The sequence below is a fragment of the Serratia sp. S4 genome, from assembly GCF_000347995.1.
Lineage (GTDB): Bacteria > Pseudomonadota > Gammaproteobacteria > Enterobacterales > Enterobacteriaceae > Serratia > Serratia quinivorans.
The window spans coordinates 3,327,985-3,343,704 of the sequence record NZ_KB661120.1; the positions used below are offsets into that span (position 1 = coordinate 3,327,985).

Annotated in this window: 13 protein-coding genes; 10 read left to right on the forward strand and 3 right to left on the reverse strand. The window is 57.1% G+C overall.

Annotated features, from left to right (window positions below):
• Positions 1–52 precede the first annotated feature (52 nt).
• The 7 genes from SERS4_RS0116265 (at position 53) to SERS4_RS0116295 (ending at position 5,290) form a co-directional block, all read left to right on the forward strand.
• Positions 53–739 (forward strand): 3-oxoacid CoA-transferase subunit A, encoded by a 687-nt coding sequence (locus SERS4_RS0116265; protein WP_012145759.1) that lies wholly within the window; start codon positions 53–55, stop codon positions 737–739.
• An 11-nt stretch (positions 740–750) separates the two neighbouring features.
• Complete coding sequence (locus SERS4_RS0116270) at positions 751–1,431, forward strand: 3-oxoacid CoA-transferase subunit B (protein ID WP_012145760.1); 681 nt, start codon at positions 751–753, stop codon at positions 1,429–1,431.
• Complete coding sequence (gene pcaF / locus SERS4_RS0116275) at positions 1,409–2,611, forward strand: 3-oxoadipyl-CoA thiolase (protein WP_017893284.1); 1,203 nt, start codon at positions 1,409–1,411, stop codon at positions 2,609–2,611. Before SERS4_RS0116270 ends, pcaF begins: the two co-directional genes overlap by 23 nt.
• Positions 2,612–2,625: 14 nt before the next feature.
• On the forward strand, positions 2,626–3,387 hold the full coding sequence (pcaD, locus tag SERS4_RS0116280; protein WP_017893285.1) for a 3-oxoadipate enol-lactonase: 762 nt from the start codon (positions 2,626–2,628) through the stop codon (positions 3,385–3,387).
• Positions 3,388–3,519: 132 nt separating this feature from the next.
• A complete protein-coding gene (locus SERS4_RS0116285) occupies positions 3,520–3,699 on the forward strand; it encodes a hypothetical protein (protein WP_012145763.1) in 180 nt (59 codons plus the stop codon).
• A 218-nt stretch (positions 3,700–3,917) separates the two neighbouring features.
• Positions 3,918–4,514: a SatD family protein gene (locus tag SERS4_RS0116290; RefSeq protein WP_017893286.1), complete on the forward strand. Its 597-nt coding sequence runs from the start codon at positions 3,918–3,920 to the stop codon at positions 4,512–4,514.
• 2 nt (positions 4,515–4,516) lie between these two features.
• A complete protein-coding gene (locus tag SERS4_RS0116295) occupies positions 4,517–5,290 on the forward strand; it encodes a DUF3307 domain-containing protein (RefSeq protein WP_017893287.1) in 774 nt (257 codons plus the stop codon).
• 27 nt (positions 5,291–5,317) lie between these two features.
• Here the strand turns inward: SERS4_RS0116295 and mgtA are convergent, their stop codons facing one another.
• Complete coding sequence (gene mgtA, locus SERS4_RS0116300) at positions 5,318–8,017, reverse strand: magnesium-translocating P-type ATPase (protein WP_017893288.1); 2,700 nt, start codon at positions 8,015–8,017, stop codon at positions 5,318–5,320.
• A gap of 198 nt (positions 8,018–8,215) precedes the next feature.
• Positions 8,216–8,914, reverse strand: coding sequence for an MgtC family protein (locus SERS4_RS0116305; protein ID WP_012145767.1), 699 nt, complete (start codon positions 8,912–8,914; stop codon positions 8,216–8,218).
• Between the two features lie 514 nt (positions 8,915–9,428).
• Here SERS4_RS0116305 and SERS4_RS0116310 point away from each other — a divergent pair.
• Together SERS4_RS0116310 and SERS4_RS0116315 are read left to right on the forward strand one after the other, a co-directional pair.
• Positions 9,429–11,612: a glycoside hydrolase gene (locus SERS4_RS0116310; protein ID WP_017893289.1), complete on the forward strand. Its 2,184-nt coding sequence runs from the start codon at positions 9,429–9,431 to the stop codon at positions 11,610–11,612.
• A 62-nt stretch (positions 11,613–11,674) separates the two neighbouring features.
• Complete coding sequence (locus SERS4_RS0116315) at positions 11,675–13,063, forward strand: CoA transferase (RefSeq protein WP_017893290.1); 1,389 nt, start codon at positions 11,675–11,677, stop codon at positions 13,061–13,063.
• Between the two features lie 2 nt (positions 13,064–13,065).
• Here SERS4_RS0116315 and SERS4_RS0116320 read toward each other — a convergent pair whose 3' ends face one another.
• Entirely contained in the window at positions 13,066–13,938 is an 873-nt protein-coding gene (locus tag SERS4_RS0116320; RefSeq protein ID WP_017893291.1) for a LysR substrate-binding domain-containing protein, read from the reverse strand.
• 100 nt (positions 13,939–14,038) lie between these two features.
• Between SERS4_RS0116320 and SERS4_RS0116325 the strand changes: the two genes are divergently transcribed.
• Positions 14,039–15,457, forward strand: a complete 1,419-nt coding sequence (locus SERS4_RS0116325; protein ID WP_017893292.1) for a pyridoxal-dependent decarboxylase — start codon at positions 14,039–14,041, stop codon at positions 15,455–15,457.
• The last annotated feature ends 263 nt before the right edge of the window (positions 15,458–15,720 follow it).

Below are 15,720 nucleotides of genomic sequence, written 5' to 3' on the forward strand. Positions count from 1 at the left end.
CCAGGCCCATAAGCGTCACGCAGAAATTACCGTTGCGCAATCAGGAGAGCAGATGATCGATAAATACGTGGCGTCCATCGATGCCGCCGTCGCCGATATTCCCGATGGCGCGACCATTATGGTCGGCGGTTTTGGCCCGGCCGGTCAGCCCTATACGCTGCTGGACGCTCTGATCCGCCATCGGCCGCGCGGGCTAACGCTGATCAGCAACAACGCCGGTAACGGGGATTTTGGCTTGGCGGCGCTGTTAAAGGCCGGTTGCGTGCGCAAGGTTGTCTGTTCATTCCCGCGCCAGTCGGACTCCTGGGTATTTGATGACTTGTACCGCCGTGGCGAGCTGGAGCTGGAGCTGATCCCGCAGGGCAATCTGGCGGCGCGCATTCAGGCCGCCGGTTCGGGGCTCGGCGGTTTTTACACCCCGACCGGCTATGGCACCGAACTGGCGCAAGGTAAAGAAACGCGCGAGATCGACGGCAAACACTATGTGTTCGAGCTACCGCTGAAGGCGGATTTCGCGCTGATCAAGGCCGATAAAGCCGATCGCTGGGGTAACCTGCTGTACAACAAAACCGGGCGCAACTTTGGGCCGATTATGGCCATGGCCGCCGCCTGCACCATTGCCGAAGTCAACCGCATGGTGCCGCTGGGGGAATTGGATCCTGAAAATATCATTACGCCGGGGATCTTCGTGCAACGCCTGGTGACTACGCCCGATCACCCTGCGCCAGCGTCGGCTTAAGGAGCGCCCCCATGACCAAACTTACACATCAACAGTTGGCCGAACGTATTGCCCGCGATATCCCGGAAGGTGCCTACGTCAACCTGGGCATTGGGATCCCAACCCAGATAGCCAACTTCCTGCCGGCGGATAAAGAGATCTTCCTGCACAGCGAAAACGGCATTCTCGGTATGGGCCCGGCACCGGCGGCCGGCCAGGAAGATCCCGAACTGATCAACGCCGGTAAACAGCCGGTTACCCTGCTCAAAGGCGGCTGCTTTTTCCATCACGGCGACTCTTTTGCCATGATGCGCGGTGGTCATCTGGATATCTGCGTGCTCGGCGCCTATCAGGTTTCCGAACGCGGCGATCTGGCCAACTGGAGTACCGGCGCAGCGGGGGCAATCCCGGCGGTCGGCGGCGCAATGGATCTGGCGATTGGCGCCCGTCAGGTGTTTGTGATGACCGAACACCTGACCAAAAAAGGCGAATGCAAAATTGTTCAGCACTGTACTTATCCCCTGACCGGCGTCGGCTGTATCGATCGCATCTACAGCGATCTGGCGGTGATGGACGTGACATCTCAGGGTCTGGTGGTACGCGAAATATTCGGCGGGCTGACCCCGCAGCAATTGCAAGCAGTCACCCCGGTCGAACTGACCTTTGCCCTTCAGCACGGAGAACCACCGCATGATCCCCGCCTACCTGTGTGATGCCGTCCGTACGCCTTTTGGTCGACTCAACGGCAGCCTGGCCAGCATTCGCGCCGACGACCTGGCCGCCCTGCCGCTCAAAGCGTTGCAGGCACGCCACCCACAACTTGACTGGGCGGCAGTGGACGACGTGCTGCTTGGCTGTGCCAATCAGGCCGGAGAGGATAACCGCAACGTGGCGCGCATGGCGTTGCTGCTGGCCGGGCTGCCGGTACAGATCCCCGGTTGTACCCTCAACCGCCTGTGCGGCTCCAGTCTGGACGCCGTGGCAATGGCGGCCCGGGCGATCAAAACCGGCGAAAGTGAACTGATGATCGCCGGCGGTGTAGAAAGCATGTCCCGTGCCCCCTTCGTGATGGGCAAGGCGGAAAGCGCCTTCAGCCGAATGATGAAACTGGAAGACACCACCATGGGCTGGCGGTTTATCAACCCACAGATGCAGGCGCTATATGGCGTGGAGTCGATGCCGCAAACCGCCGAAAACGTCGCCCTCAAATTCGGGATTAGCCGCCAGGATCAGGACGCCTTTGCCCTGCGCAGCCAGCAGCGCACCGCTAGCGCGCAGGAGCGCGGCTTTTTCGCCGAGCAGTTGATTGAAGTCAGCGTTGCGCAGAAAAAAGGCGCACCGTTACTGTTCACTCAGGACGAACACCCGCGCGCCACCTCGCTGGAAGCCCTGTCGAAGCTGAAACCGGTGGTTAACCCTCAGGGAACGGTGACCGCCGGTAATGCTTCCGGGCTGAACGACGGTGCCTGCGCGCTGCTGCTGGCCAGCGAAACCGGGATGACTCGCCACGGACTGCAACCCATGGCCCGTATTATCGCCAGCGCCGTTACCGGTATTGAGCCTTCAATTATGGGCTTTGCCCCGGCTCAAGCGGTACGCAAGGTATTAAAAATTGCCGGGCTGAGCCTCGACCAAATGGACGTGATTGAGCTTAACGAAGCTTTTGCGGCACAGGCATTGGCGGTGACGCGTGAACTGGGGCTGAGTGACGACGCCGCTCAGGTGAATCCCAATGGCGGTGCGATCGCCCTCGGTCATCCGCTGGGTGCTTCCGGTGGCAGGCTGGTGATGAACGCCGCCTGGCAATTGCAAAAGACGCGCGGCCGCTATGGCTTGTGCACTATGTGTATTGGCGTCGGCCAGGGTATTGCACTGATTATCGAACGGGTATGAGACGGAGAAACAGCATGGATATCAACTATCGCCTTGATGGCCACGCCGGAGCGCCGCTGTTGGTGCTGTCCAACTCGCTCGGTACCACCTTCGACATGTGGCAGGCGCAACTGCCGGTGTTGATTGAGCGCTTTCACGTCTTGCGCTATAACCAGCGCGGGCACGGTGCCACACCGTTGCCAACGCTTCCGCTGCGGCTTGAGGATCTGGGCCAGGATGTGATCGCCCTGCTCGATCATCTGGATGCACCAAGCGCCCATTTTTGCGGCATCTCGATGGGCGGCCTGACCGGGTTATGGCTCAACCGCTACCACCCGCAACGCATCAGGCGACTGGTGGTCGCCAATACTGCCGCCCGCATCGGCAGTGCCGAAGGTTGGCAGCAGCGTGCCCAACAGGTACGCCACACCGGGCTGGCACCGATCGCCGCCGCCTCTCCCACTCGCTGGTTCAGCGAAGTTTTTTTACAGCAGCATCCTGAACGGGTTGCCCCACTGGTCGCCGGGCTGGCGGCCGGTAATGCCGAAGGTTATGCCGCCTGCTGCGATGCACTGGCGCTGGCTGATCTCCGTGCGGAAATTGTCTCTATGACGCGGCCAATGAGAGTGATAGCCGGAGAACTGGACCCGGTGACTACGATAGCGGACGCCGAATTCCTGGTCGCCAACGCCCCCCATGCCGAACTGCAATGCCTGCCTGCTTCGCATATCTCCAATATTGCCTGTCCGGATCTCTTCAACCGCAGCGTTGTCGAGTTCCTGTCCGCGGAGATTTGACGCATTGATACTATGCCGAAACGTCAGGTTAAGTTTTAGCTATCGAATCCATACGCCAAAGCGTCTGTTCATTATGTGCTCTTTGGTTACAATCGTTAGCACTGAAATCCACCGTTTCGAGGGCTAACCAATATGTACAACTTCTCACGTTATCAGGCAAAAGAGCTGGCGCTGGCTTATATGAGCGGCAAAAAACACGATCTGTCCCCGCAGGAGTTTCTGCAGCAACTGAAAAGCAGCGAGAAATCCTTCGACTATCTGTTGAAGCACGGCAGCGAACAGCCGCGCGAAGTGTTGGTACAAAGCTTCTAAACACCCGCTCATAACCGCTATACCTCCCGCTTCGCCGGTGGCGAGCCTTCTGGCCCGCGTATTCCCGGCTGAACAACTCAGACCCACTCAATCGACCCTCATTTTTCGTATTGAGAGGCGAATAATCCACATATTCGCATTCAGATACGAATTATTGACATATTCGTATTTAGATGCGAAATTCAACCATCACTCCCCGCTTCAGAGCAGACAAACACATGCCAGCCCAAGTCAGCGTGATCACCGGCGATCTGGTCAATTCCCGGCAGTTAGACACCACTCACTACCTTAGCGGCTTAAATGCCCTGCTTAGCCAGCTGCAACAGGCTAAGCTTATTCAGCAGTTCGATATTTTCCGTGGCGATGCCTTTCAGGCAGTGGCCGAGCCGCAGTCTGGTTTGCTGCTGGCGGTGTATATCCGCATCGCGCTCAAAGCCATGGACGCCCAACGCTGGGATGCCCGTATCGCTGTCGGCCTGGGCACAAAGCAGGCTCAGAGCGCCGGCTATGGCAGTGCCTTTGTGAATTCGGGTCAGGCGTTGGACGGCCTGATGAAAAATTGCCGACTGGCTCTGAAAAATGATAACGATCAGACCAATACCATTGTCAGCGATCTGTTGCCAATGTTAGATCATGTGGTTAGCCGCCTTTCGCAGACCGAAGCGCGGATAGTCCAGGCCCGTATGTTCGCCACCAGTAACCAGGAAGTGGCAGAGAAACTGCAAAAGGCCGCCTCCACGGTCTCCGCAACGCTCAAACGCGCGGCCTACGAGGAAATCATGCGATTTATTCACGCGATTAACAGGATCACCTGAATATGGATTTAAGCTACCTGCCCCTGCTGATCTGGTTGCTGATAGCCCACTTGCTTGCCGACTTCCCACTGCAACCGCGTAGTTGGGTTGAGGATAAAATACGTCATCGGGCCGGCTCTCGCTTCCTGCTGCTGCATGCCCTGCTGCACGGCGTGCTGGCTGCCTGGGTCGTGGCCGTTTTTGCTCTGTTGTATGGCGGGATCTCTTCCGCTCAAGTGCTGTTCGCCCTGTTGGTTATTGCCATCAGCCACTGGCTGACCGACCTGCTGAAAGTCACCCTGTTAACCCGCCTCAGCCAGGCACGTGGTTTTTTGCTCGATCAAGGCCTGCACCTGACGGTGATTGTTTTGCTGTGGCTGTTGCTTACGCCGAATGCCCTCGCCCTGATTAGCGTGCTGGCTAGCGCCGCGGCTCGCTGGCAATCCGGGCTGGTGCTACTGGCTTATTTATTGATTTATATGCCGATGGGCATTCTGATGGGGCAATTGCTGGCTCGCTGGACGCCACAGATGCCGCCGTCAGCCAAAGCGGATAACGATTCGCTGTTACGCGCAGGCAAACAAATCGGTTATCTGGAAAGAACGCTGATCCTGACCTTTGTGCTGATAGGGCAGATCCCGGCTATCGGTTTTTTGCTGGCGGCCAAGTCAATCTTTCGCTTTGGTGATTTACGCCAGAGTGATGACAAAATGCGTACCGAGTATGTGCTGCTCGGTACGCTGTTTTCCTTTACGCTGACCATCATGCTGGGTCTGTTGGTGAAGAAACTGCTGTAGGGGCGCAGTAGGCTGCGCCCGCAATAATTACAACCACTCACCGAAACGGCGAATATAGAACCGCTTCATCAGCTGCGCGACAACGCAGTAGCTGATCAAGGTACCGGCCAGCCACGGGAAGTATTCCCAGGGCAGCGGCTGCAGCCCAACCAGGGCGCCAAGCGGTGAGAACGGCAGATAAATCCCCAACGCCATCACCAATATCGTGGTCAGCAGGACCGGCAATGCAGCGGTGCTCTGAATAAACGGAATTTTCTGGGTACGCAGCATATGCACCACCAGCGTTTGCGACAGTAACCCCTCAATAAACCACCCGGACTGGAACAGGGCCTGATGCTCCACGCTGTTGGCAGCGAAGACAAACCACATCAGCGCATAGGTAGTGATATCGAAAATCGACGAGGTCGGCCCAATCCACAGCATAAAGCGGCCAATGTTTTTCGCATCCCACTTGCGCGGTTTACGCAGGAACTCCTTGTCCATCTTGTCCCACGGCAGCGACAGCTGAGAAATATCGTACATCAGGTTCTGGATCAGCAGGTGGATCGCCAGCATCGGCAAGAACGGAATAAATGCGCTGGCCACCAGCACGGAGAACACGTTGCCGAAGTTGGAGCTGGCGGTCATGTTCAGGTACTTGATGATATTGCCGAAGGTCTCGCGCCCTTTGATCACGCCCTCTTCCAGCACCATCAGGTTTTTTTCCAGCAAAATGATGTCTGCCGATTCCTTGGCAATATCAGTGCCGGTGTCCACCGAAATACCTACGTCGGCATCGCGCAGCGCCGGGGCATCATTAATGCCGTCACCAAGGAAACCGACGGTATGACCATTCGCCTGCAACATTTTCAACACCCGCGACTTTTGCAGCGGCGTCAGTTTGGTAAAGACCGTGCGCTGCTCCACTTCACGCGCCAGTGTGGCATCGTCCATTTCGGCAATTTGCGGTCCGGAAAGCGGTTCGCTAGGCTCCAGGCCAACATCACGGCAAATCTTGCAGGTGATCACCGGGTTATCACCGGTCAGGACTTTCACCGCCACACCGTTTTCCTGCAGTGCAGCAATAGCTTCTTGCGCACTTTCTTTCGGTGGGTCAAGGAAGGTCAGGACGCCCTGGATCACCATATCGCGTTCATCGGTCACGCTCAGCGGCAAGGCATTGTTTTGTTCCCCAAGCTCCCGGGTTGCCAACACCAGTACGCGGAATCCATCCTCGTTATACTGGGCGGCCAGCGCCTGCAGTGCCTCACGTCGCACCTGATCCAGCGGTAAAATCTGCTGCCCTTCACGTACATGGGTAGCGATTTCCAGCATTTCCTCCACGGCCCCTTTACAGATCAGCCGCTGTTGGTGGTTTTCATCCGCTACGACGATCGACAGGCGGCGACGCACAAAATCGAACGGCAACTCGTCAACCTTGCTGAAACGCCCCAATGCTTCAACGCCCGGTTTGCCACGCCCAAAGCGGATCACCGCCTGATCCATCAGGTTTTTCATCCCGCTCTGGTGGAAGCTGTTCAGCCAGGCCAGATGCAGCACTTCATTGTCTCTGACGCCGCTGACGTCCAGGTGGTGTTCGAGGATGATGCGATCCTGGGTCAGGGTGCCGGTTTTGTCGGTGCAGAGTACGTCCATCGCGCCAAAGTTCTGGATGGCGTTCAAACGTTTGACCACCACTTTACGCCGTGACATGGCAATGGCGCCCTTCGCCAGATTGGAACTGACGATCATCGGCAGCATCTCTGGCGTCAGCCCGACCGCTACTGCCAAAGCAAACAGCGCCGCTTCGCTCCAGTCGCCCTTGGTGAAGCCATTGATCAACAATACAATCGGCACCATCACCAGCATAAAGCGGATCAGCAGCCAACTGACGCTGTTCACTCCGCGATCAAACGCGGTTTGCGAACGGGAACCGACTATCGACTTTGCCAAGGAACCAAAATAGGTGCGCCCGCCGGTCGCGACCACCACCGCCGTGGCGGTACCGCTAGCGACGTTGGTGCCCATCAGGCAGATATTCGACAGTTCCAGCAGCGCATGTTCACTGGAAACTTCGTCTTCGCTCGATTTTTGACTGACATTGCCCAGCGCATCGTATTTCTCGATCGGGATCGCTTCCCCAGTCAGTATCGCCTGGCTGATAAACAGATCGCGTGAGGCCAGCAGACGCACGTCCGCCGGTATCATATCGCCGGCAGAGAGCTTAATAATATCGCCCGGCACCAGTTCGCGGATCGGTATCTCCAGCGTCAAAGCCTGCGCGCTGTAACTGCTGCGGCGCAGTACCGTGGCGGTAGTACGCACCATCGACTTTAGCGTCTCAGCCGCCTTGTTGGTGCGGTACTCCTGCCAAAAACGCAGTAACCCGCTGAGTGAAACCATCACCAGTATGATGATCACGCCGGTAAGATCGGTTTCTTCACCGCGCCGGGCCGGCAGCCAGTAATCGGTAAAGAAACTGATCGCGGCCAGCACCATCAGCACATAGATAAACGGGTTGTTAAACGCGGCGAATAACTGCACCAGCGCATGGGGCGCCTTCTCATGAGCCACCTGATTAACGCCATACTGCTCCAGGCGTTCGACCGCATCGTCCTGGGTCAAACCATTGCGATTACATTTTAAATTGGCCAGCGTCTGATCAACGCTGTTTTTCGCCTCTTGGGCGATGGCGTAAGGCGTCGTTTTTTTATCACGACGGCGTACGTTTTCATTAATATAGGTCATAACGCTATTCTCTTATTTTACTCTGCGCACAGGGTTACCCCGCCCAATTAATGGGTGAATAAGCACAAAGTGGAATTTATTTAATTGACGTAATTAACGCGGTTTATTTCCACGCCAGAAACGTTGAATAATCAAACTTTCGGGGTCACCGTCCATGACGCCTCCTTATCACTTAATAAAGTGAATATTTATCAATAATCAAACAGGCAATTCGGAAGCAATGCGCCAGCGCACGGCACTCACGCTTTTTTCCAGGCTGACACGACAGACTATGCCCTCAATTTCTTTTTGCACCGAGGGATTTGCGGTTATTTCCGCGCAAACCTCCAACTGACCGGGAATGGAAATATCCGCACTGCGCAGCGATTGTAATTTTAATGCCACACCATTTAGCGCCTGCAATATCAGGGTACGCACCAGTATTTCATCCTGCTCACCGCAGGTGACCTGAATGCGGTAGCACACTTCCAGATCGGTCGCCTGCTGCTGGGGTTGCAGGTTGATACGCTGCGCCGCTTCGCGCAGCAGGATATTCGCACACAGGATCACCAACGTCGCCAGTACCGCGTTCCAATACTGCCCAAGGCCGCACAGCACGCCGATCGCCGCAGAACACCACAGCGTGGCGGCGGTATTCAGCCCGCGGATATTCAACCCTTCACGCATGATCACCCCGGCACCCAAAAAGCCGATACCGGAGACAATTTGCGCGGCAACTCGTCCGGCGCTGGAAGGATCGGTAGACATGGAACTGAGGATAAAGACCGCAGCTCCGGTTGCCACCAATGCATTGGTGCGCAGACCGGCCATACGTTGGCGCCACTGCCGCTCAGCGCCAATAACCGCGCCCAGGCTCATCGCCAGTAATAAATTTAAAACAAAAGGAGTCATAGCCATGACTTTCCCCTTAAATAACTGCAGGAGATAAAATCATGTGCTTTTTAGCACACGCGAAATCTCGCCGATAATAAATCAGCGGTTGGGCGTGTGAATGCCTGGAGGGAAAAGGCTGTGGCTGAAAGTGGCCATAATAGCGTCCAAATCAATTCACCCGATGCCATTGGGCAACAGGGACAACAATAAGATTCGGGTTTGCACAGCTCGGAATAACTTGAGAGGGGTGCTGCCCGCCGTTTTCGGCAAGCAACAAATCAGAAGAGGATTGGTCAGCTTGCCTTGTTTATATCACTGCAACTAAAACTGTCCAATTGTGTTTCCTCACTGAAATTTTGGCTGAGTATAGTGACGTGGGGTGATGATGTAAAGGCAAAATTATTAAACGAAAACTAAACTCACTAATTTCGTATATTTGACTCATCACGCGAATATAGATAATTAGCATTGGGCCGCCCGCTAATTCCCGATAAACTGAAAGTTCAGCAGGACAATCATCACCAAGGACAACTATTCGATGAACATGCTTCGCCTCTCTATCAGCCTCGCCCTGTTTGCCGGTTTCCCCGCCCAGGCCCTGCTCTTGCAACAGGGTGAAATCCGCTATGAAATCGATCCGGCCACGCTGCAGGTCACCGCAGGCAAGATCCAGGTCAACCAGGCGCAGGTTGGGCAAACCGTGGCTAACCTGCAAAGCACGCCTGCCCAGGCAAGTTGGCAATGGCCCAACAGCGCCATGCAGCTCACCGCCAGGCTGGAAGGCGGCGATCTGCGCCTGAGCTTCAGCAGCGACCGGGCGCAAACGCTGAACTGGTTCACCCTGCCGCCGCAGGCCACCACCCTACTGTTACCGATTGGCGAAGGCAGCCGCATCCCGCTGGATAACGCCGTCTGGCAGCGTTATCTGGTGAAAGAAATGACACCGCTGGATACCAACTGGGATCTGAAGCTGCCGCTGTGGAGCCAACAACAGCAGGGCAAGGTTTATAGCTGGTTGTTGCTCACCCCGTTCAGCAATCAGGTTACCTTTGCCGGCGCTAAAAACATGCTCACCATGCACAGCAGCCACCAGTTCAACCGTTTTAATCAACAACAAGCCTTCGAGGTATTGCTGCACGTAGGCGATACCCCACTTTCCGGCGCTCGCCGTTATCGCGAATACCTGCAGCAGAGCGGGCAGTTCAGCAGCCTGCGCGATAAAATCCGTATCGCGCCGGAGGGTGAGAAACTGATAGGTGCCACCCATATTTATCTGTGGGGCGACAAGCTGTTGGCACCGGCCGACGTGAAAAATTGGCCGGGATTACTTGCCTGGCTGACATCGCCAACCGGCGAAACGCTGTGGCAGAAAATGGATGCCGAAAGCCAGAAAACGGTGCAGAAACTGGCGGGGAAAACGCCGGAAGCCTGGCAGCAACAAGCCTTGGTTGATGCTCTTAATCAGGCGTTGGTGGCATTAACGCCGCTCGACGCCACGCCGGATGACAAGGATTTTCTGCAGGCGCAGCGCCAGCAAGCCACTAACGTGCGGGAATGGGCGCAGCGACAGCTTGGGGCCTATCTGACACCGCCGGATAGCTGGGGCCAGGGGCTGGCGAAACCGCTGATCGAGGCGTTGCACCAGGCTGGCCTGCCCCGTCTGTGGCTGGGCACCGACAACTGGACCGCCGAATTCCTGCATCCGCAGGCGGTAGAAAGTGCCAAAAAATCGGGTTACCTGATTGCCAGCTACGACTCTTACGACACCGCGATCCCACGCGGAGTCAATGACAGTTGGCTAACCGCACAACTGCCAACGGCGCTACGTGAAAAGTGCGCCATAGTACGGGCCGACGGCAGTAAAAAGCCCGGTTTCGGCAAGCAGGGTTACTACCTCAATCCAGGCTGCGTGCTGCCTTACTCTCAGCAGCGCATGCGCGAACTGGTGCAGTTGGCCGGGCTAAACAGCCTGTTTTTGGACGTTGACGGTACCGGGATGGTTTCAGACGACTATCAGCCCGATCACCCGACCGGCGCAGCGCAAATGGCGCAGGCCCGCAATGCGCGGCTGGCCTGGTTCAGCAATACCCTTAAGCTGCCGCTCGGCTCCGAGGATGGCAACGCGGTAACCGCACGCCACATCATGTTTGCCCACGGCATGGAAACCTGGGGCTTTGGCTGGGGGGATAAGCAGATGAATCAAGACAAATCCTCGCCTTATTACCTGGGTGCCTGGTGGCCCAATGCCCAACCGGCTTTCTTCTTCAGCCCGGCCAAAGTAAAAGAGCCTTATCGGACGGTGGAATTTGATCCGCGTTATCGTCTGCCCATGTATCAGGCGGTGTTTCACGATGCAGTGATCAGCAGCCACCACTGGAATTACGACAACCTGAAGTTTAGCGATGTTAAAACCACCCGCAGCCTGCTGAGCCTGTTGTACAACACCGCGCCGATGTTCCACCTCAGCCGCGCGACCTTGCAGACACGCCTGCCGCAAATCAAACAGGCCGATGCGGCCTTCCGTCCGCTGCATCTGGCACTGTGGGATAAGGCACTGACCGACTTCCAATGGCTTGATCAAGCCGGTTGGGTACAGCAAACCACCTTCAGCGACGGTTCAACCCTGACGGCCAACTTTGGCCAACAAGCGTTCGATGGCATTGCCGCCCATAGTCTGCGAGCCAAACTGGCGGACGGTCGCATCCTGAACATCACACCATAGCAACTCCGGTCGGGGTGAACTAGGCTAGGCACAGTCCCCCGACCGGCAACCTGGAGTTGATGATGGATACCCTTACTCAAACACTGCTCGCAGAAATCGGGCAAAGCTTCGGCCACAGCGACAACACGCCAGCAATTGCGCTGACGGTCGGCGGCGAAGGCAGCCTGAACAGCGCATTCCCGGTCAGTGAGCTGGCAACCGCCAGCCTGGGGGCCGCCGGGCTGGCCTGCGCTCAACTGCTGCAACAAAATCAGGACGGGCAACCGCAGGTGTTTGTCGACAGCCGGCTGGCATCGCTGTGGTTCGGCTGGACCTTACGGCCACTGGGGTGGTCATTGCCGGCCGCCTGGGACGCGCTGGCGGGTGACTATGCCACCAGGGATGGCTGGATCCGCCTGCATACCAATGCCCCTCATCACCGCAAAGCCGTAGAACAAGTGCTTGGCCCGCATCAGGATAAAAACGCACTGGCGCAAAAGGTGCTGACGTGGAAAAAAGGTGAACTGGAGCAGGCAGTGATCGAGGCCGGCGGCTGCGCGGCTGAAATGCGCTCAATCGAGGCATGGCGACAACATATTCAGGGCAAGAGCGTTGCACAGGAGCCGCTTTGCCATCAACGACAACAGGCGGAAGCTCCGCCCCCCGGCTGGGCGCTGCCAGCCGCCAGACCACTGCACGGCGTGCGGGTGCTGGATTTGACGCGGATTATCGCCGGGCCGATCGCCACGCGCTTTCTTGCCGGTCTGGGGGCCGACGTATTACGTATCGATCCCTACGGTTGGGAAGAACCCGGCGTCGAACATGAAGTGATCCTCGGTAAGCGCTGCGCACGGCTGAACCTGAACAACCCCCACGATCGCCACACCTTCGAACATTTACTGAAAAACGCCGACGTTCTGGTTCATGGTTATCGCGCCGGGGCGCTGGAAAAACTGGGTTATGGCGCAGAACAACGCCGCACACTATCGCCGGGATTGATCGACGTTTGCCTCAACGCCTATGGCTGGAGTGGCCCGTGGCGAGGACGGCGTGGTTTCGACAGCCTGGTGCAAATGAGCTGTGGGCTGGCAGAATCCGGCATGCAATGGAAAAACGCCGCCGTACCTGTCCCCCTGCCGGTGCAGGCTCTCGATCACGCAACCGGCTACCTGATGGCGACGGCGGTGCTGCACGGCATGCGTCAACGCCTGCTACAGGGTACCGGCTATAGCGCCCGACTCTCCCTGGCACGGACGGCACAACTGCTGTTTGATAACCCTTACCCGCAACAGCATCCGTTAACGCCGCTGGCTGCAGCCACCGCTGCGGATGAAAACCCGGAAACCGAGCTGACCCATTGGGGGGCGGCACAACGCCTTATCGCGCCGCTACGGTTGAACGGCACAGCACTGCTCTGGGCATTGCCTGCGACAACCCTTGGCAGTTCACAACCGCAATGGCTACGCCGCTAAACTCAGGCCAGTTGCCGCTGCAACCAGTGCAATAATGCTTCGACCGCCGGCGTCAATCCGGCGGCTTGCGGCCAAACCAGATAAAAGTCTATCTGATCAAGATGTCGTGCCGGTGCCAGTGCGGTCAACCGGCCCTCTGCCAGCGCATCACTCACCAGCAGTTTTTTCACCAGCGCGATGCCAAACCCTTGCTCAGCCGCGCGGATCAACAATCCCGCATCATTGAATAATGCCAAGGGACGGCCGGACTCCACCTGCTGATGCGCAGTGAACCAACTACGCCACGGCGTAACATCATGTTCCAACAGCGGTATGCCTGACGCGCCACGGTCAAATGCTGCCTGCCACTGGTCGGCCTGCGCCGGGGTAGCCACCGGCACTACCTCTCCGGAGGCAATCCACTGTGCCTGCATCTCTGCCCATTGACCATTGCCGAGGCGGATGGCCGCATCAAACCCTTTGCGCACCAGATCCTGCACTACCAGCGAGGCGTCAATATCCAGCGCAATATCGGCACAGGCCGTATGAAAAGATGGCAGACGCGGCATTAACCAGTAATGCGCAAAAGAGGGCAGCACGCTGATACGCAGAGCCTGACTTTGCGCAATCCTTCTGACCCGGCTGACACCCTGCTGCAATACCTGCAGCGCCGGTTCGGCAACGGCCAACAGCTCACGTCCGGCGCTATTGAGGCGCAGCCCGCGCCCCTGCCGTTCAAACAGCGGGCAGCCGATTGCCCGTTCGAGCTGTTGGATCTGCTGGCTGACGGCACCATGGGTAAGATGTACTTGCAGGGCCGTAGCGCGCAAATTCTCTAACCGGGCGGCAATCACAAAGGTCGGCAGAATGTGCAGTGGGATCGAGTCATTTAGCATTGGTTAGCCAGCCTATCCAAAAAGGCCATTTTTCATCGATTTTCGCCACAAAGCAAATGTTCTAGGCTGTCACTCATGCCCCTTACATCTGGAGTCAGCGATGCACCCACGTTTACAGCAGGACCTTGAGCAATTTCCACAGATACTCGACCGCACCCGGCAGTTGGCCGAAGGCTTCCTGACGGGCCTGCAACAGCGCCCGGTTTGCCCCCCTCTGGCCGCTCAACAGCTACAGCCGGGTGACAATTTACTGGCTGACAGCGGCGATGGCGCACTGGCGGCACTGGACGATTTCTGGCTGCGTTATGCCGAGGGTCTTTCTGCCAGCGCCGGGCCGCGTTATTTTGGCTTTGTTACCGGCGGCTCGACCCCCGCCGCATTGGCAGCAGACTGGCTGGTTAGCGCTGTCGACCAAAATAGCCAGCTGAGCCACGATACCGTGGCCGCGGCAATTGAACTGGCGACCATTGTGCAGCTAAAAGACTTGTTGGGTCTGCCAGAGGCATTCAACGGCAGTTTTGTCAGCGGGGCAACCATGGCCAACTTTGTCGGCATGGCCATCGGCCGCCAATGGTTGGGGCAGCAGCGCGGCATCAATGTTGCGGAACAGGGGTTGGCAGCGTTAGGGGCCATACAGGTTTTGTCAGCGAATGCGCACTCCAGCAGCGAAAAAGCACTCAGCATGCTCGGCATGGGTCGCGACGCATTAAAAATTATCGACAGCCTGCCGAACTCCGAAGCTATCGACCCTGCTGCGTTGGAACGGCATCTGGCCGCCAGTGTCGGTGTACCGACCATGGTGCTGGCCAGTGCCGGAACGGTGAATACCGTGGTCTTCGACGACCTGCAGCAGCTGCTGGTGTTGCGCGAGCGCTACCCGTTCTGGTTACACGTTGATGCGGCCTTTGGCGGCGTGGCGGCCTGTTCACCGCACTATGCGCCACGCTTAGCCGGTTGGGAGCAGGCTGACTCGATTACCGTTGATGCACATAAATGGTTGAACGTGCCCTACGACAGCGCGATCCAATTTAGCCGTCATCTGGCATTGCAGATGCAGGTCTTCCAAAACCATTCGGCTTATCTGGAAGCGCCGACGCAGCGGCCAGACAACTACCTGCACCTGACTCCGGAAAACTCGCGGCGTTTTCGCGCCCTGCCGTTGTGGATGGCGTTGAAAGCTTATGGCCGCAGCGGTATGCAAGATATGGTTGAACGCAATGTTCGACTGGCGCAGTTGCTGGGGGCAGAGCTGACGGCCAGCGCGGGTTTCCACCTGCTGGCGCCAGTCAATCTGAACGTAGTGTGCTTTGCGCTCAAAAATGTCGCAGGCGATGCTACTGCTGCACGCGATCGCTTTATAGCCCGTCTCGATCGGCACGGCGTAGTGCGCTGCACCCCTACCCGTTATAACGGACAGCCGGGGGTCCGTGCTGCGTTGGTCAACTGGATGACCGAGGAAAGCGATATCCATCTGGCGTTGGAATCGATACGTCACTGCCTCGCAGAGACTGGCAGATAGGACAAGTCAAGGTAACGCCACACTATTGATTGCTGTCGGTGATTATTCTACGGCAGCATTAACCCCCCCGGCCGATCAACGAATATTGGTACCCTGGGATGCTGCCCAAATAGTTCAGAAAAACCAATTAATCACTCACTGACATTTATCACATTAGTCGTAACAGCACGAATAATCACATCAACTCTTTGTTATAACGCCAATTTTCGTAACAAAAACACCGGGCAATGTTAACTCTGTGTGACTATTGGTTATCGCAAGTG

Bases quoted from the DNA above. Each gene is read 5' to 3' on its own strand.
- SERS4_RS0116315 (WP_017893290.1), top strand. From the start codon at position 11,675: ATGGATACCCTTACTCAAACACTGCTCGCAGAAATCGGGCAAAGCTTC.
- SERS4_RS0116265 (WP_012145759.1), top strand. From the start codon at position 53: ATGATCGATAAATACGTGGCGTCCATCGATGCCGCCGTCGCCGATATT.
- SERS4_RS0116290 (WP_017893286.1), top strand. From the start codon at position 3,918: ATGCCAGCCCAAGTCAGCGTGATCACCGGCGATCTGGTCAATTCCCGG.
- pcaF (WP_017893284.1), top strand. From the start codon at position 1,409: ATGATCCCCGCCTACCTGTGTGATGCCGTCCGTACGCCTTTTGGTCGA.
- SERS4_RS0116320 (WP_017893291.1), bottom strand. From the start codon at position 13,938: ATGCTAAATGACTCGATCCCACTGCACATTCTGCCGACCTTTGTGATT.
- SERS4_RS0116270 (WP_012145760.1), top strand. From the start codon at position 751: ATGACCAAACTTACACATCAACAGTTGGCCGAACGTATTGCCCGCGAT.
- mgtA (WP_017893288.1), bottom strand. From the start codon at position 8,017: ATGACCTATATTAATGAAAACGTACGCCGTCGTGATAAAAAAACGACG.
- pcaD (WP_017893285.1), top strand. From the start codon at position 2,626: ATGGATATCAACTATCGCCTTGATGGCCACGCCGGAGCGCCGCTGTTG.
- SERS4_RS0116305 (WP_012145767.1), bottom strand. From the start codon at position 8,914: ATGGCTATGACTCCTTTTGTTTTAAATTTATTACTGGCGATGAGCCTG.
- SERS4_RS0116325 (WP_017893292.1), top strand. From the start codon at position 14,039: ATGCACCCACGTTTACAGCAGGACCTTGAGCAATTTCCACAGATACTC.
- SERS4_RS0116310 (WP_017893289.1), top strand. From the start codon at position 9,429: ATGAACATGCTTCGCCTCTCTATCAGCCTCGCCCTGTTTGCCGGTTTC.
- SERS4_RS0116295 (WP_017893287.1), top strand. From the start codon at position 4,517: ATGGATTTAAGCTACCTGCCCCTGCTGATCTGGTTGCTGATAGCCCAC.
- SERS4_RS0116285 (WP_012145763.1), top strand. From the start codon at position 3,520: ATGTACAACTTCTCACGTTATCAGGCAAAAGAGCTGGCGCTGGCTTAT.